Below are 19,310 nucleotides of genomic sequence, written 5' to 3'. Positions count from 1 at the left end.
GTCATGGGCAGGGCAAATCCTGCTCCATGGCGGGGCGCATATAGCGTAAAGTGGCCTATTCTAGCGAGCCCCCCCTCGCTTGTCTTGAAGATGTGGCATCTTTGCCCCGCTACCGGCGCTTTGTGGCCGGTCCGGCCCCCGCTTTGGAGATGTGATGCAGCTAAACGATACCCTCGCGCGCCAGAGAGTCAGCCGGGCGATGAAGATCCTCTCTTCTTCGGCCAACGTGATGGACGAGCCACAGAGACTCATCATCGCTTCAGGCTATTCCCGTTTCGTTCAGCGGAGTACCTATGCAGCTCAATGACACCCTCGCACGGCAGATTGTCAGCCGGGCGATGAAGATCCTCTCTTTTTCGGTCAACGTGATGGACGAGCACGGCCTGATCATTGCGTCCGGCAACCCGGAGCGGCTCCATCAGCGTCACGAGGGGGCGGTGCTGGCATTGACCGAAAACCGGGTGGTGGAGATCAGCGACGCCACCGCCCGCGAGCTCAAGGGAGTGCGCCCCGGCATCAACCTGCCCATCGCCTATCAGGGGGAGCTGCTCGGGGTCATCGGCATCTCGGGCGATCCGGACGAAGTGCGTGCTTACGCCGAGCTGGTGCGCATGACCGCCGAGCTCATTCTGGAGCAGGCGGCGCTCACCGAGCAGCTGCAGTGGGACAAGCGCCACAAGGAGGAGCTGGTCCTGCAGCTCATCCGTGGTGAAGGGCGGGAAGATCAGCTGCAGCAGGCGGCCCGTTTTCTCGGGCTGGATCTGGCCCAGCCGCGGGTGGTGGCGGTGCTGGCGCTGGAGGAGGCCGACCCGGCCAGGCTGCGGGAGCTGGTGCACCTGCTGGAAAACCCGGAGCGGGACAACCTGGTGGCCATCAACGGCCTGGACGAGATAGTGGTGCTCAAGCCGGCCCAGCTCAGCGACGGCATCTGGCAGTCGGCGCAGGAGCGCAGCCGCATCAAGCAGCTGCTGGCGCGCATTCCCCACTTTCGGGTGCGCATCGGGGTGGGTGATTACTTCGCCGGCACCGGCGGGCTGGCGCGTTCCTACCAGACGGCGCGGGACACCTTGCGCCGCGGCATGCGGCAGGCGCCGCGCAAGCAGGTCTATTTCTTCGAGGATTACCGGCTGCCGGTGCTGCTCGGCAGTCTGGCGGACTCCTGGCAGGCAGATCAACTGCGGGCCCCGCTGCACAAGCTGGCGCAGGAGGACACAAAGGGAACGCTGCAGAAGACGCTGCGCCAATATTTCTTGCAGGATTGTGATCTGCATCCCTGCGCCGAAGCCTTGTTCATCCACCCCAATACCCTGCGCTATCGGCTGACCCGGATTGAGCAGATAACCGGGTTGAATTTCAACAAGTTAGATGACAAGTTTCTGCTCTATCTCGGGCTCAACCTCGACAGTTGATTTGTTCATTCATACAGAAAGTTGCGTTTTACAAAGCTGATATTTGGTTTTTTGACCAAAGCATTCCGATCCCGGATCACCATAATGGCCACCACTCACTCATTTGAAAGGTGCCCGTCATGATCCCTGTATCCGCGCTCGGCGCTCTCGCCGCGCTCTCCATCGCCATCTTCCTGATCTTGAAGAAGGTACCGCCCGCTTACGGCATGATCGTCGGCGCCCTGGCCGGCGGCCTGATCGGCGGCGCCGATCTGAGCCAGACGGTCGCCCTGATGATCGGCGGTGCCCAGGGGATCACCACGGCGGTGATGCGGATCCTGGCGGCGGGCGTGCTGGCCGGCGTGCTGATCGAATCGGGCGCTGCCACCACCATCGCCGAGACCATCGTCAAGAAGCTGGGCGAGACCCGGGCCCTGCTGGCACTGGCGCTGGCCACCCTGATCCTGACCGCGGTCGGCGTGTTCGTGGACGTGGCCGTCATCACGGTCGCCCCCATTGCGCTGGCCATCGCCCGTCGTGCCGACCTCTCCAAGGCGGCCATCCTGCTGGCGATGATCGGCGGCGGCAAGGCGGGCAACGTCATGTCCCCGAACCCGAACGCCATCGCCGCAGCGGATGCCTTCCACCTGCCGCTCACCTCGGTGATGGCGGCCGGCATCATCCCGGGTCTGTTCGGGCTGGTGATGGCCTACTGGCTGGCCAAGCGCCTCAACAACAAGGGCAGCAAGGTCGCCGCCGACGAGGTGGTGAGCTTCAATGGCAGCAAGCTGCCGGGCTTTGCCGCCGCCATCAGCGCGCCGCTGGTGGCCATCCTGCTGCTGGCCCTGCGCCCCATCGCCGGCATCGTGGTGGACCCGCTCATTGCACTGCCCCTCGGTGGCCTGGTCGGCGCCCTGATGATGGGCAAGTTCAGCAAGGTGAACCAGTTTGCGGTCTCGGGTCTCGCCCGCATGGCGCCGGTGGCCATCATGCTGCTGGGTACCGGTACCCTGGCGGGTATCATCGCCAACTCCGGTCTCAAGGATGTGCTGATCAGCGGCCTGACCGCCTCCGGCCTGCCCTCCTACCTGCTGGCTCCCATCTCCGGTGCCCTGATGTCGCTGGCGACCGCCTCGACCACCGCCGGTACCGTGGTGGCCTCCAACGTGTTCAGCTCCACTCTGATAGAGCTTGGCATCAGCAGCCTGGCGGGGGCCGCCATGATCCACGCCGGTGCCACCGTGTTCGACCACATGCCCCACGGCTCCTTCTTCCATGCCACCGGCGGCAGCGTCCACATGGGCGTGGGTGAGCGGCTCAAGCTTATCCCCTACGAAACCGCGGTGGGTCTGACCATTGCCGCCGTCTCTACCCTGATGTTCGGCGTGTTTGGCCTCGCCTAAGGAATTGATATGAAAATTGTTATCGCCCCCGATTCATTCAAGGAGAGCCTCAGCGCCATGGCGGTGGCCGATGCCATCGAGGCCGGATTCAAGCAGGTGTTGCCGGATGCCACCTACGTCAAATTGCCGATGGCCGATGGCGGCGAGGGGACGGTGCAGTCCTTGGTGGACGCCACCGGTGGCCGCATTCTGCCCTTCTACGTGACCGCTCCCCTCGGCAACAAGGTACAGGGCTTCGTCGGTCTGCTGGGGGATGGCGAGCGCGCCGTCATCGAGATGGCGGCGGCCTCTGGCCTGCATCTGGTGGCGCCTGAGCTGCGCAATCCGCTGCACACCTCGAGCAGCGGCACCGGCGAGCTGATCCTAGCGGCCCTCGACATGGGGGTGAAGCATCTGATCCTCGGTATCGGCGGCAGCGCCACCAATGACGGCGGTGCCGGCATGATCCAGGCACTTGGCGGCAAGCTGCTCAAGCGCGACGGTACTCCCATCGCACCGGGCGGCGCCGGTCTGGCCGAGCTGGCCAGCATCGATCTGAGCGGGCTCGATTCGCGCCTCGCCAAGATCACCATCGAGGTGGCCTGCGACGTGGACAACCCGCTGTGCGGGCCGAAAGGGGCCTCCGCCGTGTTTGGTCCGCAGAAGGGGGCGACCCCCGCGATGGTGGCGCAGCTGGACGCCAACCTGGCACACTACGCCGACTGCATCGAGCAGGCGCTTGGCAAGCAGGTGAAGGAGATTGCGGGGGCGGGCGCCGCCGGTGGCATGGGGGCGGCCCTGGTGGGCCTGCTCGGCGCCGAGCTCAAACCCGGCATCCAGATCGTCATCGAGGCGTTGAAACTGGCCGAGGCGGTGGCCGATGCGGATCTGGTCATCACCGGCGAGGGGCGCATCGACAACCAGACCATCCACGGCAAGACGCCAATCGGTGTCGCACGCTGTGCCAAGCAGTTTGGCAAGCCGGTGATCGGCATTGCGGGCTGCCTGACCGACGACTGCGGCGTGGTGCACGAGCACGGGCTGGATGCGGTGTTCGCCGTGGTCAACCGCGCCATGTCGCTGCCGGAGGCGCTGGCCACCGCCACCACCAACCTGCAGCTCACGGCCCGCAACGTGGCGGCGCTCTATCTGCTGCGACCCTGACTCTCTTCTGGCCGGTGCCTGGCGCCGGCCAACCTAGCCCCGTGTCGCGGTGACGACCTGCCCCGCTGCAGGTCTGCCCGAAACACCTTGCCGATCAGATGATCGGCTTTTTTCATTATCCTGCTGTATAGCCTGTGCTTTTCTGCGGTTTCTGTATTCTGGCCGCCGACTTTGCGGCATAGTGATCCCCCATAGTACAAGGAGCAACCCATGATCTTGCTGACCCTGGGGGTACTGCTGTTTACCCTGATCCACCTCTATCCCTGCTTCGCAGGTGCCCATCGGGCCCGCTTGCGCGAGCGGCTGGGGGAGAATCGCTACAAGGGACTCTTCTCGTTGCTGGTGTTCATCGCCATCGCCTGCATCATCGCCGGCTGGCGCACCGCCAGCCCCCTGCCGCTCTATTTTCTGCCCGCCTGGGGACCGACCCTGATGATGGCGGTCATGCCCATCGCCCTGATCCTGTTCTGCTCCGGCCAGGGGCCCAATCACCTGCGGCGCTGGCTGGTGCATCCCCAGCTGCTCGGCACCCTGCTCTGGGCCGGTGCCCACCTGGCGGTCAACAGCGAGGCCCGCTCCCTGGTGCTGTTTGGCGGCATCGGCCTGTGGGCGCTGGTGAGCATCGTCTGGATTTCGGTGCGGGACTGGCAGCGCCATCCCCGTCCGGCGGCCAACTGGTACGGCACCGGGCTCAGCGTGGGGGCCGGACTGGCGCTCACCGCCCTGCTGATCTTCTGGGGGCACGGCATGCTCACCGGCATCCCCCTCTATTGAGCGGGTGAACCGACCGGCGTGTCCGCGCGTATGTCACTCATCTGCCTGACAGGAGTCGCTCGATGAAATGGATCATGTTGTTGCTGACACTCGGAGCCGGGGCGGCCGTCGCCGCCTGCCCGGACTACTTCAACGTGGAGATGCAGGAGCTCAACAGCACCCAGCGCCACAACCTCTGCCAGCTGACCGAGGGCAAGGTGGTACTGGTGGTCAATACCGCCTCCTACTGCGGCTATCGCGGCCAGTTCCGGGATCTGGAGACGCTCTACCAGACCTACAAGGAGAAGGGGTTGGTGGTGCTCGGCTTCCCCTCCAACGACTTCTGGCAGGAGGCGGGGGAGGAGGGCAAGACCGCCTCGGTCTGCCGACGCGATTACGGGGTGACCTTCCCCATGTTCAACCGGATCGCCGTGCGCGGGGCCGATGCCAGCCCGCTTTACCGGGGGTTGGCCGCAGCGGCGGGCGAGGCGCCGGGCTGGAACTTTCACAAATACCTGGTCGGGCGTGACGGCAAGCTGGTCGCGAGTTATGGCGCGAACCAGAATCCGGCGGACGATCCCCTGCAAAAAGAGGTCAAACGGGCGCTCGGCCTTTAGCGCTACCCCGCGGCGGGCGGCTCTGGAATAATGGGGGCCCGCTCTTCTCTCTGGTAATCCCGTGCTGCAACGTCTGCCCCAAATGGTGATCTTCGATGCCCTGGTCCGTGAACAGGGCATCTCGGCGGCCGCCCGGCGGCTCGGGGTCTCCAAATCCCACATCAGCAAACAGCTGGCCCAGCTGGAGACCGAACTCGGTGCCCAGCTGGTGCAGCGCACTACCCGCCGCTTCTCCCTCACCGAGCTCGGTCAGGAGTATGCCCGCCACTGCCGTGCCCTGGTGGCGGTGGCACTGGAGGCCGACTCCATGGTGGCGGAGCGGCGCGGCAAGGTGAGCGGCATCCTGCATCTGGGGGTTGGCCAGTCTTTCGGCCGGCTGCACGTGATCCCGCGCCTCAAGGTGTTTCAGGATCGCTACCCCGAGCTGGAGCTGGAGGTCTCGCTGTTCGATCATCGCACCAACCTGGTGGATGAGGGGCTGGATCTCTGGATCACCACCTACGAGGACAAGCCCGAGGCCCTGGTGGGGCAGCGGCTGGCGGACATTCACTTCGTACTGGTGGCCTCGCCGGACTATCTGCTGAGCCACGGCACCCCGCTGCACCCCAGAGACCTGGCCCAGCACAACTGCATCACCTACCAGAGCCGGGAGCGGCGCTACCACGAGTGGTCGTTTCGCCAGGGCAAGGAACGCCAGACGGTGCAGGTGGCCGGCAACTACCGGGTGGATCTGGCGGAGGCGGTGCGCGACGCCGCCCTGGCCGGGCTCGGCATCGCCTACGTGGCCAACTACCTGCTGGACAAGGAGTTGCAGTCCGGCCAGCTGATCCCGCTGCTGCCCCAGTGGCGGCCGAACCAGAAGATGGCGGTGCACGCCGTCTATGCCAGACGCGAGCACCTGGATCCCAAGATCCGGCTGTTCATCGACTTCCTCAAGGAGAGCTTCGGTCCGAATCCCTACTGGGAGCAGCGGCTGGCCCCCTGGCTCGGCGGCAAATTGTCCGGTACAGAGGAATAATCGTTTCCACATAAGAACACTGGCTTTCGCTTGAAACCAAAATCGAGTCAAATCAGCCAGTTGCCGCAACCGGTATCGTGCAAACGTTTTTGCTAACAGGGCTGTAACCAAGTGGACTTGCAGTGGTGAGGCCGGGAGCGCAGAATCCGCGCCCATCTTTCGCCCCACCTGATGGAGTCCCTATGATTGCCCTGCTCGGCATCCTGAGCATTCTGGCCGTGGCCACGCTCTGCTCTGATAATCGTCGTCGTATCCCGTTGCGAACAGTGGGTCTCGCCCTCTGCCTGCAGATCCTCTTCGCCGGCCTGGTGCTCTGGCTGCCCGCCGGTCAGCACGTGCTGAACGGGGTGAGCGAAAGCGTCAGCAGCGTGATCGGTTATGGTCAGGAGGGGATCGCTTTCCTGTTCGGCGATCTGGCCAAGTTCAAGCTGGGCTTCATCTTTGCCTTCAACGTGCTGCCGGTCATCATCTTCTTCTCCGCGGTGATCGCCATCCTCTACCACATCGGCCTGATGCCGAAAGTGATCGCCCTGCTCGGCGGCGGCCTGCAGAAACTGCTGGGCACCGGCCGCGCCGAGAGCCTCTCCGCCACCGCCAACATCTTCGTCGGCATGGTGGAGGCGCCGCTGGTGGTCAAACCCTATCTCTCCAAGATGTCTGACTCCCAGTTCTTCGCGGTGATGAGCTGCGGCCTCGCCTCCGTGGCCGGCGGTACCCTGGTGGGTTACGCCAGCATCGGGGTCGAGCTGAAATATCTGATCGCGGCGGCCTTCATGTCGGCACCGGCCGGTCTGGCCATGGCCAAGATCCTGGTGCCGCCTGCCGCCGAAGAGCAGGACCATCATCAGGACGTGGTGATCCCGCGCGCCACCAACGTGATTGAAGCGGCCGCCGATGGCGCCATGTCCGGCCTCAACATCGCGGTTGCCGTGGGTGCCACCCTGCTGGCGTTCGTCGGGGTGATCGCCATGCTCAACGGCCTGCTGGGCTGGGCCGGCGACCTGGTCGGGCTGGAGCTGAGCTTCCAGATCATCCTGGGCTGGCTGTTTGCGCCTGTCTCCTGGCTGATCGGCATCCCCTGGGAGCAGGCTCAGGCTGCCGGCGCCCTGATCGGGACCAAGATAGTGGTGAACGAGTTCGTCGCCTTCATCGCCCTGGTGCAGGATCAGACCCTGAGCGAGTCGAGCAAGGCCATCGTCACCTTTGCCCTGTGTGGTTTCGCCAACATCTCCTCCATGGCGATCCTGATCGGCGGCCTGGGTGCCATGGTGCCGGAGCGCAAATCCTTCATCGCCCGTTACGGCATGCGCGCCATCCTGGCGGGTGTGCTGGCGAACCTGATGAGTGCCTCGCTGGCAGGTTTGTTCCTCGCCCTCTGATTGACCCTGAAGCTAGCACCTTCCGGTCAGAGCCCGCTTCGGCGGGCTTTTTTGTGGCCGTTTGCCGGCAAAAAAAAGCGCCTCAGGGAGGCGCGGGGAAAAAGACAGATTGGAAGCGTCACATGGGTGCCACTTGAATGAGGGATGAGCCATGCCATCCAAGTGTGAAGCCATGATGCCTGATGCTGTCTGAAGCCCTTCTGAGGCGATTCTTCATACTATGTTCATTTTGCTAAACGCAATGCGGGCTGGCTGGTCAGGGGGTCAGCGCGAAGTTGTCGGCGGTCTACTGTCCCAGCGCTGTGAACGGGATGCCGCTGGCTGATCAGGGAGTCAGCACGAAGTCGTCGGCGGTCTGCTGTTCCAGCGCCAGCAACCAACGTTTGATGGGGATACCGCCGGCATAACCGGTCAGCTCGCCGCTGCGGCCGATCACCCGGTGACAGGGCACTATGATGCTGAGCGGATTGCGGCCATTGGCCGCCCCCACCGCGCGAACCGCCTTGGGATTGCCGATAGCCTGGGCTATCTCGAGGTAGCTGACGGTCTCGCCGTAGGGGATGTCGCCCAGGGCGCGCCACACCGACTGCTGAAAAGGAGTGCCCCGGGCGGCGAGCGGCAGATCGAAGCGGCGCAGGCGACCGGCGAAGTAGGCAGCGAACTGTTCGACGAAGGGGGCCAGCGCCTGATCGTCGCGCTGCCACTCGTCGGTCGGGGTCACCGGCTGCTCGCCTAGCACGAACTCCACATAGCGCAGCCCGTCCCGGTCGATGGCGATGAGCAGGGGGCCGTGGGCGCTGTCGCAAAAACTGAATTTCATTCTGTCATCCTCGGGCGTTGGGCAAGGGCCCGGCTAGTCCACTACCGGCTTGCCGCGGGTCGATTTTATCTCCCCCTTGCGCTTCTTGGCATCGACCCGCTTGCGCTGGGAGCTGCGGGTCGGCTTGGTGGCGTGGCGGGCCTTGGGGCGCCAGGCCGCTTTCTTCAGCAGCTCCACCAGACGGTTCATCGCCTCCTTGCGGTTCATGTCCTGGCTGCGGTGGGTCTCGACCCGGATCATGATAAAACCGTCGTGAACCCGGCTGTCGCTCAGCTTGTCGAGCCCCTCCTTGTAGAGCGGGGTGAGGCTGGGGGAGTTGCGGTAATCGAAGCGCAACCAGACGGCGGAGTCGGTCTTGTTGACGTGCTGGCCACCGTTGCCCTGTGCCCGCATGGTCTGGAATTGCAGTTCATGCCAGGGCAGGGTAACGCTGTTGGAGATGACTAACATACTGCGGTGCTCTTGTTTGGTGCATCGGCTGTGGCTGGCTCAGCTTGGTGCCTCATAATGGGGCGAGATGCGCTCCCTTGGTGATGCCGGGAGAGTCCTGCTCCAGACGTAAATGCTATCTTTTTGAAATTAAACAATAAAAAGACTTGGCACAAGAATTGATTCCCCATTCATGACATACCATGGATTGGGAGCAACCAGATGAAGCTGATTACTGCGATTATCAAACCCTTCAAGTTGGACGACGTGCGCGAAGCCATCGCCAACCTGGGGGTCGAGGGTCTGACCGTGTCCGAGGTCAAAGGGTTTGGCCGCCAGAAGGGGCACACCGAATTATACCGGGGAGCCGAGTATCAGGTCGACTTCCTGCCCAAGGTAAAGCTGGAGATAGCGACGGCCGACGACAACGTCGAAGGGGTGATCGAGGCGATCTGCAAGGCTGCCTATACCGGCAAGATCGGTGACGGCAAGATCTTCGTCTATGACCTGCTGCAGGCCGTGCGCATTCGGACCGGTGAGAGCGACGACGAGGCGCTCTGATCGCGCTGGATGGGGCGAATGATCGGTACTTTGTCGCTGATTGACTCCATGGTGGGGCCGGATGGGATTCTATCCGGCCCCTTTGTTTGAACAGGGTTTAAATATGTGATCCCGCCACATCAGGATTTCTTGATCCGGCTGTCGAGCTCAATGCAAAATGCAAACAGCAATGGTTCTCACTCGATATAGCAACTCAAGGAATGGATGATGAAAATGAAGATGTTGGCACTGGCTTTCTCTGCGTTGGCGGCTCAGTCGGCATTGGCGGCAGGGGAGGTGAATGTCTACTCCAACCGGCAGGATGAGCTGATCAAGCCCATCATCCAGCAGTTCGAGAAGGAATCGGGCATCAAGGTCAACGTGGTGTTCGCCAAAGAGGGGCTGAACGAGCGTCTGGAGCGGGAAGGCAAGCTCTCCCCGGCGGATCTGATGCTGACCGTCGACATCAGCCGGCTGACCGATCTGGTGGACAAGGGGCTGGTGCAGCCGGTGGACAGCAAGATCCTGCAGGAGAACATCCCCGCCATCTATCGCGACCCGGACAACCGCTGGTTCGCGCTGACCACCCGGGTGCGTGCCATCTATTCCAGCAAGGATCGCCTCGGCAAGCTCGCCACCATCAGCTACGAAGATCTGGCCAAGCCTGAATTCAAAGGAAAAATCTGCACCCGCAGCGGCAAGCATGAGTACAATGTGGCGCTGGTCTCCTCCATGATCGCTCATCACGGCATGGCCGAGACCAAGAGCTGGCTGGAAGGGGTCAAGGCCAACCTGGCGCGCAAGCCGCAGGGCAACGACCGGGATCAGGTCAAGGCGATCAAGGATGGTATCTGTGATCTGTCGCTCGGCAACAGCTACTACCTGGGGGCCATGTTGAAGGATCCGGCGCAGAAAGCCTGGGCGGATGCCGTCTACATCAACTTCCCGAACCAGGCTGACCGCGGCGCCCACGTCAACGTGAGCGGCGTGGCCATGACCAAGTACGCCAAGAACAAGGCCGAGGCCCAGAAGCTGATGGAGTTTCTGGCCGGCGACACCGCCCAGCACATGTATGCGGACGTGAACGCCGAGTATCCGGTCAAGGCCGGGGTCGAGCCTTCCGCCATGGTCAAGTCCTGGGGCAGTTTCAAGTCTGATGCGCTACCGGTCAGCGATTATGCCAAGCACCGCAAGGACGCCTTGCAGTTGCTGGATGAAGTGAAGTTCGACTTGTAATCAGATGGGGCCAAGGGCCCCATCAACCTCTGTGGTCTCATGAAAAATTTTGGATGGATTACCGGCAGCTGGGCCAGCGCCCTGCTGCTGGCTTTGCCGGTGCTCGCTCTGGTCTTCTCCGCCTTGTCGGCCGACGGAGATCTGTTTGGCCACCTCGCCGATACCGTGCTGTTCGACTATCTGGCCAATACCCTGGGGCTGGTGGTCGGCGTGGTGCTGCTCAGCCTGCTGTTCGGCGTACCCACCGCCTGGCTGGTGGCCATGTGTCAGGTGCCGGGGCGACGCGCCCTGCAGTGGGCACTGATGCTGCCGATGGCCATGCCCTCCTATATCGTCGCCTACGTCTACACCGACCTGCTCGACTACTCGGGCCCGCTGCAGGCGGGACTGCGGCAGCTGTTTGGCTGGAGCGGGCCGGCCGACTACTGGTTCCCGGCCATCCGCTCCCTCGGCGGCGCTGCCTGGGTGCTGGCACTGGTGCTGTTCCCGTACGTCTATCTGCTGACCCGCGCCTCCTTTCTGGAACAGTCGGTCAGCCTCATTCACTCCAGCCGCCTGCTCGGTTGCTCCCCCTGGCAGAGCTTTCGCCGCCTCAGCCTGCCGCTGGCACGCCCGGCCATCATGGTCGCTGTGTCGCTGGTGGCGATGGAGACGTTGGCCGATTTTGCCACCGTCCACTTCTTTGCCATCAATACCCTGACCACGGCGGTCTACGACACCTGGCTCGGCTATGGCAGTCTGGCCACTGCCGCCAAACTCTCCTGCCTGATGCTGCTGGCGGTGGTGCTGCTGATCGCGCTGGAGCGCCGCTCGCGCAGCCGGCAGCAGGTGTTCCAGAAGTCGATGGGTCATGAGCAGCCGCTGCGCTACCCGCTCAAGGGGATTCGCCGCGCTCTGGCCGGGCTCTGGTGCTGGGGGCTGGTGCTGGCCGGCTTCGGCCTGCCGTTCGTCATCCTGCTGGACTACGGCGTGCGCTACTTCGAATTGTCGTGGACGCCGGAGTTTGTCCGCTTCGCCGGCAACAGCTTGGCTATCTCGGCGCTGACCGCCCTGCTGGCCATGGGCATCGCCCTGTTGCTTGGCTTCTGTCGTCGCCTCGATGGCGGAGTCAAGAGCCTGCTGCCGCTGCGCATCGCCGCCATGGGTTACGCCATGCCGGGTACCGTGCTGGCCATCGGGGTGCTGGTGCCGCTCACCGCCCTCGATTTTGCCATCAACGATCTGGCCGAGTGGCTGGGGCGCCAGGGGCCGGGGCTGCTGCTGACCGGCACCATCACCGCCATCGTGTTCGGCTATCTGGTGCGCTTCGTGGCCATCGCCATCGGCTCGGTGGAGAGCAGCATGGGCAAGATCTCCCCCAGCCTCGATATGGCGGCCCGCTCCCTGGGGCAGGGGGATGGCGCCATGCTGCGGCGGGTGCACCTGCCGCTGGTACGGCGCGGCCTGTTTGCCGGTGCCATGCTGGTGTTCATCGAATCCATGAAGGAGCTGCCTGCCGCCCTGCTGCTGCGGCCGTTCAACTTCGATACCCTGGCGACCCACGTCTACCAGTTCGTGTCGGACGAGATGTTGGAGCGCGGCGCGCTCGGTGCCATCGTCATCGTGCTGGTGGGGCTGTTGCCGCTGATCTGGGTCAACCGCAACCTGGATGGGGCGGGGCACTGAGTTCGCCCACGTCGGCCAATGAAATTGCATGCAGTGTGCTGAGCCGAAAGGCCGCACACCGCCAGAAATGAGAGGAAGTCAGCCTTGTCCTGTTTGCAGGTTGAAAATGTCAGTTGCCGTTACAACGGCCGCAATGTGCTGGAGCAGCTCTCCCTGACGGTGGCCGACAACGAGATTGTCTGCCTGCTGGGGGCGAGCGGCTGCGGCAAGACCACGCTGCTCAAGGCCATCGCCGGCCTGTTGCCGCTGGCGGAGGGCACGATCCGCCTCGGCGATACCCTGCTCGACGGGCCCGGTGCCAGCGTGCCGCCCGAGGCGCGCAACATCGGCATGATCTTCCAGGATTACGCCCTCTTTCCCCACCTGACGGTGGCCGACAACGTCGGCTTCGGCCTGACCAGACTCGATCGCCGGGCTCGCCAGCAGCAGGTGGATGAGGCGCTGGCGCTGGTCAATCTGCAGGGGTTGGGGGATCGCTATCCGCACCAGCTCTCCGGTGGTCAGCAGCAGCGGGTAGCCATCGCCCGAGCGCTGGTGTGCAAGCCGCGGCTGATGCTGCTGGACGAGCCCTTCTCCAACATCGACACCCAGGTGCGGATGAAGTTGATCCTCGAGATCCGCGTCCTGCTCAAGCAGCAGGGGATCGGCGCCATCTTCGTCAGCCACAGCAAGGAAGAGGCCTTTGCCTTCGCCGATCGACTGGCGCTGTTTCGGGCGGGTCACATCGAGCAGGTGGATCAGCCGGAGCAGCTCTATCGCCGCCCGCAGAACCGCTTCGTGGCGGAGTTTCTCGGCGGGGTCAATTACCTGGCGGCGGAGGTGGCGGACAGCCACTGCGTGCGCACGGCGCTCGGGGTCATCTGCGGCAGCGAGCCTCATGGCCGGGCAGTGGGTGAGCTGCTGCAACTGATGCTCAGGCCCCAGCAGCTGCTGCTGGAGAGTGCCGCAGATGGCGAGCTCAAGGTGGTGGAGCAGCAGTTCCTCGGCCACCACTGCCGGGTGCTGTTCGAGAGCGGAGAGCTGCGGCTGGAGGCGAGCATCGGTGAGCCGCTGGAAGGCGCGCGGGCGCGGGTCAGGGTGACGCCCCACGCGCTGGTGTTGTTTGACCCTTTACCCTGAACGCATGATATCGTCGTGAAATCAATGAACTGGAACCGCGCTGGTTTATAATCGCGCAACGCTAACCGCCCATATCGCCAATGTCTGTTCAGGGGAGAGATATATGAAAGCCCAAGCCGGGATCTGTGCCGAGCCCAATCTGCACGCCCTCTATCTGATGTTCAACCGCACCGGTGACGCCGCCGAGCTGGTGGCCCGTCTGGCCAGGTTGCCGGCCCTGTGGGAGGCGGTGGCCGCTGATTTCCCCGCTGCCGGATTCAGCGGTCTGGTCGCCGTCGGTGCCGATGCCTGGGATGGCCTCTATCCTGCCGCCCGGCCACCCCAGTTCCGCGGTTTTATGGCACAATCCGCCAACGGCCAGGAGGCCCCCAACACCCCGTTCGATCTGTTCGTGCAACTGCGTGCCGATCGGGTGGATGTGCTGCATCACGCCGGTCAGCGCGTGATGGCTCTGCTGGCCGGGCTGGTGGAGCTGGCGGAAGAGGTGCGCGGTTTCCGTAACCTCGACTGCCGCGATCTGACCGGTTTCGTCGACGGCACCGAGAATCCGCAGGATGAGCACCGCGCCGAAGTGGCGCTGCTGGACGGCGGCGAGTTTGCCGGCGGCTCCTACATCCACGTGCAGCGCTGGGTCCACGCCATGAGCGACTGGGAGAAGCTGGCGTTGAAGGAGCAGGAAGACATCATAGGTCGCACCAAGGTCGACAATATCGAGTACGAGTCGGCCGACAAGCCGCTGACCGCCCACATCAAGCGGGTCAACCTCAAGACGCCGAAGGGGGAATCCATGGAGATCCTGCGCCAGAGCATGCCCTGGGGCACCATGCGTGAGCAGGGGCTCTACTTCATCTCCTGCTGTCGCACCCCGCAGCACTTCAACGCCATGCTGGCCAGCATGTACAAGGGGGAGGGCAGTCACTTCGATCACCTGCTGCGCTTCACCAAAGCGGTGACCGGCGCAGCCTTCTTCGCCCCTTCAGAAGATTTTCTGGTGGCGCAGGGTAAATAAGGCTCGCCCACCCGCAGATAACAAAAATCCCGGCCTTGGCCGGGATTTTGCGTTTTGGCGGGACCGCGATGACGCGGCGGCAACCATTACGGCGTCTGTTCGAACAGCTCGAGGGCGGAGAGGTAGAGCTCTTCGATGTCGGTGTCGCTGGTCGGGGTGATGAAGATGGTGTCATCACCGGCGATGGTGCCGAGGATCCCTTCGGCCTTGCCGAGGGAGTCGAGCAGGCGGGCGATCAGCTGGGCCGCACCCGGGCTGGTGTGGATCACCACCAGGGCACCGTTGTGATCGACATCCAGCACCAGGTTCTTGAGCGGGCTGGAGGTGGTGGGCACGCCCAGTTCCACCGGCAGGCAGTAGACCATCTCCATCTTGGCATTGCGGGTGCGAACGGCGCCGAAGCGGCTCAGCATGCGCGATACCTTGGACTGGTTGATGTTTTCGAAGCCCATCTCTTGCAGGGCAGTCACTATCTCTGCCTGGGAGCCAAATCGTTCTTCTTTCAGCAAGGCTTTAAAGGCCTTGGCCAGTTTTTCTTGCTTGTCGTTATGCTTCATCTTGGACTCACGAATGAGGAGGTTTGGCTGCCTGTCACGCTCAGGCGGCAGATATGAACAGCGTGCCCATTTTGCATTCATATGCCTATTTTTGCAAGGAAGCGGCGCTTGTTCTGCATATTGATTCAAATATAGCTTGCATCCACCCATGCCAGCGTTAGAATCAGGACGAAATTTTGAAAACTTATTCAATTGGGCTGTATGGGTATTGAATTAATCGGTATCGAAAAATCCTGGCACAAGGTGCCGGTACTGCAACAGGTCAGCTTTCGGACCACTCCCGGTGAAACCTTGGTGCTGCTGGGCCCGAGCGGTGCCGGCAAGAGTTCTCTGCTGCGCATGATGAACCTGCTGGACACCCCGGATGCCGGTGTTCTGCGCATCGGTGAAAGTGAATTTTCTTTCCCGTCCAGCCTCTCCACCGCCGAGTTCAACCGCCAGACCCAGGCGTTGCGGCGCAAGGTGGGCATGGTGTTCCAGCAGTACAATCTGTGGCCCCATCTCACCGTGATGGAGAACCTCATCGAGGCCCCCGTCAAGCTGCTCGGCATGAGCAAGGCGGCGGCCATAGAGAAGGGGGGCTATCTGCTGGCTCAGCTGCAACTGGCCGACAAGCGCGACGCCTGGCCGGCGCGGCTGTCCGGCGGTCAGCAGCAGCGGGTGGCCATCGCCCGTACCCTGATGATGGACCCCCAGGTGCTGCTGTTTGACGAGCCGACGGCGGCACTCGACCCCGAGATCACCAAGGAAGTGGCGGAGATCATCCGCAACCTGGGCCAGACCGGCATCACCCAGGTGGTGGTGACCCACGAGGTGGAGTTCGCCCGCAAGGTGGCCAGCCAGGTGATCTATCTGGAGAAGGGGCGGATCATCGAAGCCGGCTCCGCCGCCATTTTCCAAGCCCCGCAAACCAGCCGGTTTGCCGAATTCTTGATGCATTGATATTCAAATCGATAAGGAAGCTGTCATGAAAAAGAGTCTGTTGCTGGTCGCCGCCATGGGCCTGCTGAGCACCTCGGTGCTGGCCAAGGAGATCAAGTTCGCCACCGAGGCCACCTACGCGCCGTTCGAATACCTGGACGACAAGAACGAGTTCCAGGGCTTCGACATCGATCTGGCCCGCGCCATCTGTGAACAGGCCAAGCTGGAGTGCAGCTTCCACAACCAGGCTTTCGACAGCCTGATCCCCAGCCTGAAATTCCGTCGTTATGACGCCGCCATCGCCGCCATGGACGTGACCCCGGAGCGTGCCGCCCAGGTCGATTTCTCCGACATCTATTACCAGAACTCCGCCGTGTTCGTGACCAAGAAGGGCGCCTTCAAGGGGCCGGAAGAGCTGGTGGACAAGACCGTCGGCGTGCAGAATGGCACTTCCCATCAGTCCTATCTGGTGGACAACTGGGTGAGCAAGGGTCTGCTGACCGTGCCTTACGCCAGCTATCAGAGCGCCTTCCTCGACATGATGAACGGCCGCACCGACGGCGTGTTTGCCGATACCGCGGTCGCCGCCGACTGGCTCAAGCAGCACAAGGAGTATGCCGTGATCGGCACGCCGGTGACTGACGCCAAGTACTTCGGTACCGGTTTTGGCATCGCGGTGGCCAAGGGTAATCAGGAGCTGCTGACTCAGCTGAACAAGGGGCTGGCCGACATCAAGGCCAACGGCACCTATCAGAAGATCTACGACAAATATTTCGCGCACTAAGCCATGTTGAGCCTGTTGTTGGATGCAGCCTGGATGACCCTCGGGCTGGCCTTGGCATCCCTGGTCGGGGGCATGGTGCTGGCGCTGGCGTTCAGCGCCGCCGAACTGAGCAAGCAGCGTGCTCTGGTGTGGCCGGTGGCCACCCTGACCACGCTGATCCGCGGCTTGCCCGAGCTGCTGGTGGTGCTGTTCATCTACTTCGGCTCGACCCAGGTGCTGTTCCTCATCACCGGCGAGTACGTGGAGTTCAGCCCGTTCGCCTGCGGCGTGCTGGCGCTCTCCCTGCTGTTCGCCAGCTACGCCACCCAGACCCTGCGGGCCGCCCTCAATGCGGTGCCCGCCGGGCAGCGGCTGGCGGCACTGGCGCTCGGCCTTGGCAAGCGTCACATCTTCTTTCGCATCGTGCTGCCGCAGGCGTGGCGGCACGCCCTGCCGGGGCTCGGCAACCAGTGGCTGGTGCTGCTCAAGGACACCGCACTGGTCTCCCTCATCGGGGTGAACGAGATGATGCGCCAGGCCCAGATGGCCTCGGCCAGCACCTATCAACCCTTCACCTGGTATGCCGCGGCGGCCCTCATCTACCTGGCCATCAGCCTGGTGAGTGAGTTTGGCTTGAAGCAGGCGTCCCGTTACACCCGCCGTTACGGAGGCTGATCATGCAGGATTACCTGATGACCCTGCTGGGTGGCCTGGCGATTACCCTGCAACTCACGGCATTCAGCCTGCTGCTCGGCGTGCTGATGGCGGCTGCCATGACCTGGGTGCTGGAGCACCGCATTCCGGTGGCGACCCAGCTGGTGCAGCTGTGGGTGTTGATCTTCACCGGCACGCCGCTGCTGATCCAGATCTTCCTCATCTACTACGGGCCGGGCCAGTTTGCCTGGCTCAAAGAGGGGCCGCTCTGGCCGCTGCTCAAGCAGCCCTGGTTCTGCGCCGTGCTGGCGCTCGGCTTCAATACTGCGGCCTACTCCACCCGGCTGTTCAAGGGGGCGCTCGATGCCATCCCGGCCGGTGAGGTAGAGGCTTGCCGCGCACTCGGTTTCTCCGCCGGTCAGACTTTGTGGATGAAGGTGCGTCACGCCGCCCGGCGGCTGGTGCCCGCCTACTCCAACGAGGTGATCCTGGTGCTCAAGGGGAGTTCGCTCGCCAGTACCATCACCATCATGGATGTGATGGGGCTGGCCCAGCGCCTCAATGCCCAGACTTATGACACCCTGGCGGTGTTCACCGTGGCCGGTGCCCTCTACCTGACCATGAACGGATTGTTAACAATTGGTTTTCGTTGGTGTGAACGCAGGGCGTTGGCCTTCCAGGGCTGAAGTCGGTAGATCTACCTATTAATGGTGAGGGGAAGTGCAGGAAATCTGTGCTTCCCCTCCAATTTTTTGCATTTTCCCCCATTTTTATTCGCCGCCTGTTTATTGGCTCACAGAACCTGTGATTACAACTGTTATCAGATTGTTTTTTAGGGGGGGATCCTTTAAGGTTGGGCGCACAACAAGAAACAACCTTAAACCTACGCTTAAACATGGAGTTGATCATGAAAGTTGCCGTTCTGGGTGCCGCCGGTGGCATCGGCCAAGCCCTCGCTCTGCTGTTGAAAAACCGTCTGCCTGCTGGTTCCGAATTGAGCCTGTATGACATCGCTCCGGTGACCCCGGGCGTGGCGGTCGATCTGAGCCATATCCCGACTGACGTGAAAGTAAAAGGTTTCTGCGGTGAAGATCCGAGCCCGGCTCTGGTCGGCGCCGATGTCGTGCTGATCTCCGCCGGCGTGGCTCGCAAGCCCGGCATGGATCGTTCCGACCTGTTCAACATCAACGCCGGCATCGTCAAGAATCTGGTGGAAAAGTGCGCCGCCTCCTGCCCGAAAGCGCTGATCGGCATCATCACCAACCCGGTCAACACCACGGTCGCCATCGCCGCCGAAGTGCTGAAGAAAGCCGGTGTCTATGACAAGCGTCGCCTGTTTGGCGTCACCACCCTGGACGTGATCCGTGCCGAGACCTTCGTGGCCGAGGCCAAGGGTCTGAACGTCGACAAGGTGCGCGTCAACGTGATCGGTGGCCACAGTGGCGTGACCATTCTGCCGCTGCTCTCCCAGATCGAAGGTGCCAGCTTCACCGCCGACGAAGTGGCCGCCATGACCAAGCGTATCCAGAACGCCGGTACCGAAGTGGTGGAAGCCAAGGCCGGTGGCGGTTCCGCTACCCTCTCCATGGGCCAGGCTGCCTGCCGTTTCGGCCTGTCGCTCATCAAGGGCCTGCAGGGTGAAGCCAACGTCATCGAGTGCGCCTACGTGGAAGGCGACGGCAAACACGCCACCTTCTTCGCGCAGCCCATCCTGCTTGGCAAGAACGGTGTCGAAACCGTGCTGGACTACGGCAAGCTGAGCGCCTTCGAACAAGAGGCGATGGATGGCATGCTGGCCACTCTGAAAGCCGATATCCAGCTGGGTGTCGACTTCGTCAAGTAAGGCGTCCGGATGGACAGCAAGGGGAGCTTCGGCTCCCCTTTGTCGTTATGGTG

General features: G+C 62.9%; 20 protein-coding genes. 17 read left to right on the top strand and 3 right to left on the bottom strand.

Annotation, left to right across the window (positions count from 1 at the left end; all coding sequences use genetic code 11):
• Window positions 1-293: 293 nt before the first annotated feature.
• From OKC44_RS11270 to OKC44_RS11240, 7 genes are all read left to right on the top strand, one after another.
• Entirely contained in the window at window positions 294-1,409 is a 1,116-nt protein-coding gene (locus tag OKC44_RS11270) for a sugar diacid recognition domain-containing protein (RefSeq protein WP_016349398.1), read from the top strand.
• Between the two features lie 119 nt (window positions 1,410-1,528).
• A complete protein-coding gene (locus OKC44_RS11265; protein ID WP_270812877.1) occupies window positions 1,529-2,791 on the top strand; it encodes a GntP family permease in 1,263 nt (420 codons plus the stop codon).
• Window positions 2,792-2,800: 9 nt separating this feature from the next.
• Window positions 2,801-3,934, top strand: coding sequence for a glycerate kinase (locus tag OKC44_RS11260; RefSeq protein WP_270812875.1), 1,134 nt, complete (start codon window positions 2,801-2,803; stop codon window positions 3,932-3,934).
• 210 nt (window positions 3,935-4,144) lie between these two features.
• On the top strand, window positions 4,145-4,708 hold the full coding sequence (locus OKC44_RS11255) for an NnrU family protein (RefSeq protein ID WP_017409007.1): 564 nt from the start codon (window positions 4,145-4,147) through the stop codon (window positions 4,706-4,708).
• Window positions 4,709-4,770: 62 nt separating this feature from the next.
• Window positions 4,771-5,304, top strand: coding sequence for a glutathione peroxidase (locus OKC44_RS11250; protein ID WP_270812873.1), 534 nt, complete (start codon window positions 4,771-4,773; stop codon window positions 5,302-5,304).
• 82 nt (window positions 5,305-5,386) lie between these two features.
• A complete protein-coding gene (locus OKC44_RS11245) occupies window positions 5,387-6,322 on the top strand; it encodes a LysR family transcriptional regulator (RefSeq protein WP_270813200.1) in 936 nt (311 codons plus the stop codon).
• 182 nt (window positions 6,323-6,504) lie between these two features.
• Window positions 6,505-7,701: a NupC/NupG family nucleoside CNT transporter gene (locus tag OKC44_RS11240; protein WP_011704612.1), complete on the top strand. Its 1,197-nt coding sequence runs from the start codon at window positions 6,505-6,507 to the stop codon at window positions 7,699-7,701.
• 325 nt (window positions 7,702-8,026) lie between these two features.
• Here OKC44_RS11240 and OKC44_RS11235 read toward each other — a convergent pair whose 3' ends face one another.
• Together OKC44_RS11235 and arfB are read right to left on the bottom strand one after the other, a co-directional pair.
• Window positions 8,027-8,521 (bottom strand): methylated-DNA--[protein]-cysteine S-methyltransferase, encoded by a 495-nt coding sequence (locus OKC44_RS11235; RefSeq protein ID WP_024944589.1) that lies wholly within the window; start codon window positions 8,519-8,521, stop codon window positions 8,027-8,029.
• Between the two features lie 33 nt (window positions 8,522-8,554).
• On the bottom strand, window positions 8,555-8,971 hold the full coding sequence (gene arfB, locus OKC44_RS11230; protein WP_011704614.1) for an alternative ribosome rescue aminoacyl-tRNA hydrolase ArfB: 417 nt from the start codon (window positions 8,969-8,971) through the stop codon (window positions 8,555-8,557).
• 201 nt (window positions 8,972-9,172) lie between these two features.
• Between arfB and glnK the strand changes: the two genes are divergently transcribed.
• The 5 genes from glnK (at window position 9,173) to OKC44_RS11205 (ending at window position 14,519) form a co-directional block, all read left to right on the top strand.
• The gene (glnK, locus tag OKC44_RS11225; protein ID WP_011704615.1) at window positions 9,173-9,511 is read left to right on the top strand and encodes a P-II family nitrogen regulator; all 339 of its coding nucleotides are present in this window, start codon (window positions 9,173-9,175) and stop codon (window positions 9,509-9,511) included.
• Window positions 9,512-9,718: 207 nt separating this feature from the next.
• A complete protein-coding gene (locus OKC44_RS11220; RefSeq protein ID WP_270812868.1) occupies window positions 9,719-10,726 on the top strand; it encodes a Fe(3+) ABC transporter substrate-binding protein in 1,008 nt (335 codons plus the stop codon).
• 39 nt (window positions 10,727-10,765) lie between these two features.
• Window positions 10,766-12,391, top strand: coding sequence for an ABC transporter permease (locus OKC44_RS11215; protein ID WP_270812866.1), 1,626 nt, complete (start codon window positions 10,766-10,768; stop codon window positions 12,389-12,391).
• A gap of 84 nt (window positions 12,392-12,475) precedes the next feature.
• Window positions 12,476-13,510 carry an ABC transporter ATP-binding protein gene (locus tag OKC44_RS11210; RefSeq protein ID WP_270812865.1) on the top strand — a complete coding sequence of 345 codons (1,035 nt, stop codon included), beginning with the start codon at window positions 12,476-12,478 and terminating at the stop codon, window positions 13,508-13,510.
• A 103-nt stretch (window positions 13,511-13,613) separates the two neighbouring features.
• A complete protein-coding gene (locus OKC44_RS11205) occupies window positions 13,614-14,519 on the top strand; it encodes a Dyp-type peroxidase (RefSeq protein ID WP_049047978.1) in 906 nt (301 codons plus the stop codon).
• Between the two features lie 86 nt (window positions 14,520-14,605).
• Here the strand turns inward: OKC44_RS11205 and argR are convergent, their stop codons facing one another.
• Entirely contained in the window at window positions 14,606-15,076 is a 471-nt protein-coding gene (gene argR / locus OKC44_RS11200; protein ID WP_005308670.1) for a transcriptional regulator ArgR, read from the bottom strand.
• A gap of 201 nt (window positions 15,077-15,277) precedes the next feature.
• On the opposite strand from argR, the gene OKC44_RS11195 reads away from it, so the two are divergent.
• The 5 genes from OKC44_RS11195 to mdh all read left to right on the top strand — a co-directional run bounded on the left by OKC44_RS11195 (window position 15,278) and on the right by mdh (window position 19,257).
• Entirely contained in the window at window positions 15,278-16,018 is a 741-nt protein-coding gene (locus OKC44_RS11195; protein WP_270812861.1) for an ATP-binding cassette domain-containing protein, read from the top strand.
• 25 nt (window positions 16,019-16,043) lie between these two features.
• Entirely contained in the window at window positions 16,044-16,781 is a 738-nt protein-coding gene (locus OKC44_RS11190; protein ID WP_011704620.1) for a transporter substrate-binding domain-containing protein, read from the top strand.
• A gap of 3 nt (window positions 16,782-16,784) precedes the next feature.
• A complete protein-coding gene (gene artQ / locus OKC44_RS11185) occupies window positions 16,785-17,435 on the top strand; it encodes an arginine ABC transporter permease ArtQ (RefSeq protein ID WP_011704621.1) in 651 nt (216 codons plus the stop codon).
• 2 nt (window positions 17,436-17,437) lie between these two features.
• Window positions 17,438-18,100 carry an arginine ABC transporter permease ArtM gene (gene artM, locus OKC44_RS11180; RefSeq protein ID WP_270812860.1) on the top strand — a complete coding sequence of 221 codons (663 nt, stop codon included), beginning with the start codon at window positions 17,438-17,440 and terminating at the stop codon, window positions 18,098-18,100.
• A 221-nt stretch (window positions 18,101-18,321) separates the two neighbouring features.
• The gene (gene mdh / locus OKC44_RS11175) at window positions 18,322-19,257 is read left to right on the top strand and encodes a malate dehydrogenase (protein ID WP_005308680.1); all 936 of its coding nucleotides are present in this window, start codon (window positions 18,322-18,324) and stop codon (window positions 19,255-19,257) included.
• The last annotated feature ends 53 nt before the right edge of the window (window positions 19,258-19,310 follow it).

This window comes from Aeromonas sp. S41-2 (genome assembly GCF_027705845.1).
In the GTDB taxonomy this organism is placed as follows: domain Bacteria; phylum Pseudomonadota; class Gammaproteobacteria; order Enterobacterales; family Aeromonadaceae; genus Aeromonas; species Aeromonas hydrophila.
The sequence above is the reverse complement of the archived record's forward strand: the minus strand, read 5'-3'. Positions and strand labels throughout refer to the sequence as shown.

Coding starts and splice junctions, on each gene's coding strand:
- OKC44_RS11260 (WP_270812875.1), top strand. CDS start 2,801: ATGAAAATTGTTATCGCCCCCGATTCATTCAAGGAGAGCCTCAGCGCC.
- arfB (WP_011704614.1), bottom strand. CDS start 8,971: ATGTTAGTCATCTCCAACAGCGTTACCCTGCCCTGGCATGAACTGCAA.
- artQ (WP_011704621.1), top strand. CDS start 16,785: ATGTTGAGCCTGTTGTTGGATGCAGCCTGGATGACCCTCGGGCTGGCC.
- mdh (WP_005308680.1), top strand. CDS start 18,322: ATGAAAGTTGCCGTTCTGGGTGCCGCCGGTGGCATCGGCCAAGCCCTC.
- OKC44_RS11195 (WP_270812861.1), top strand. CDS start 15,278: ATGGGTATTGAATTAATCGGTATCGAAAAATCCTGGCACAAGGTGCCG.
- OKC44_RS11220 (WP_270812868.1), top strand. CDS start 9,719: ATGAAAATGAAGATGTTGGCACTGGCTTTCTCTGCGTTGGCGGCTCAG.
- OKC44_RS11240 (WP_011704612.1), top strand. CDS start 6,505: ATGATTGCCCTGCTCGGCATCCTGAGCATTCTGGCCGTGGCCACGCTC.
- OKC44_RS11190 (WP_011704620.1), top strand. CDS start 16,044: ATGAAAAAGAGTCTGTTGCTGGTCGCCGCCATGGGCCTGCTGAGCACC.
- OKC44_RS11215 (WP_270812866.1), top strand. CDS start 10,766: ATGAAAAATTTTGGATGGATTACCGGCAGCTGGGCCAGCGCCCTGCTG.
- OKC44_RS11205 (WP_049047978.1), top strand. CDS start 13,614: ATGAAAGCCCAAGCCGGGATCTGTGCCGAGCCCAATCTGCACGCCCTC.
- artM (WP_270812860.1), top strand. CDS start 17,438: ATGCAGGATTACCTGATGACCCTGCTGGGTGGCCTGGCGATTACCCTG.
- OKC44_RS11250 (WP_270812873.1), top strand. CDS start 4,771: ATGAAATGGATCATGTTGTTGCTGACACTCGGAGCCGGGGCGGCCGTC.
- OKC44_RS11265 (WP_270812877.1), top strand. CDS start 1,529: ATGATCCCTGTATCCGCGCTCGGCGCTCTCGCCGCGCTCTCCATCGCC.
- OKC44_RS11270 (WP_016349398.1), top strand. CDS start 294: ATGCAGCTCAATGACACCCTCGCACGGCAGATTGTCAGCCGGGCGATG.
- OKC44_RS11245 (WP_270813200.1), top strand. CDS start 5,387: ATGGTGATCTTCGATGCCCTGGTCCGTGAACAGGGCATCTCGGCGGCC.
- OKC44_RS11235 (WP_024944589.1), bottom strand. CDS start 8,521: ATGAAATTCAGTTTTTGCGACAGCGCCCACGGCCCCCTGCTCATCGCC.
- argR (WP_005308670.1), bottom strand. CDS start 15,076: ATGAAGCATAACGACAAGCAAGAAAAACTGGCCAAGGCCTTTAAAGCC.
- glnK (WP_011704615.1), top strand. CDS start 9,173: ATGAAGCTGATTACTGCGATTATCAAACCCTTCAAGTTGGACGACGTG.
- OKC44_RS11255 (WP_017409007.1), top strand. CDS start 4,145: ATGATCTTGCTGACCCTGGGGGTACTGCTGTTTACCCTGATCCACCTC.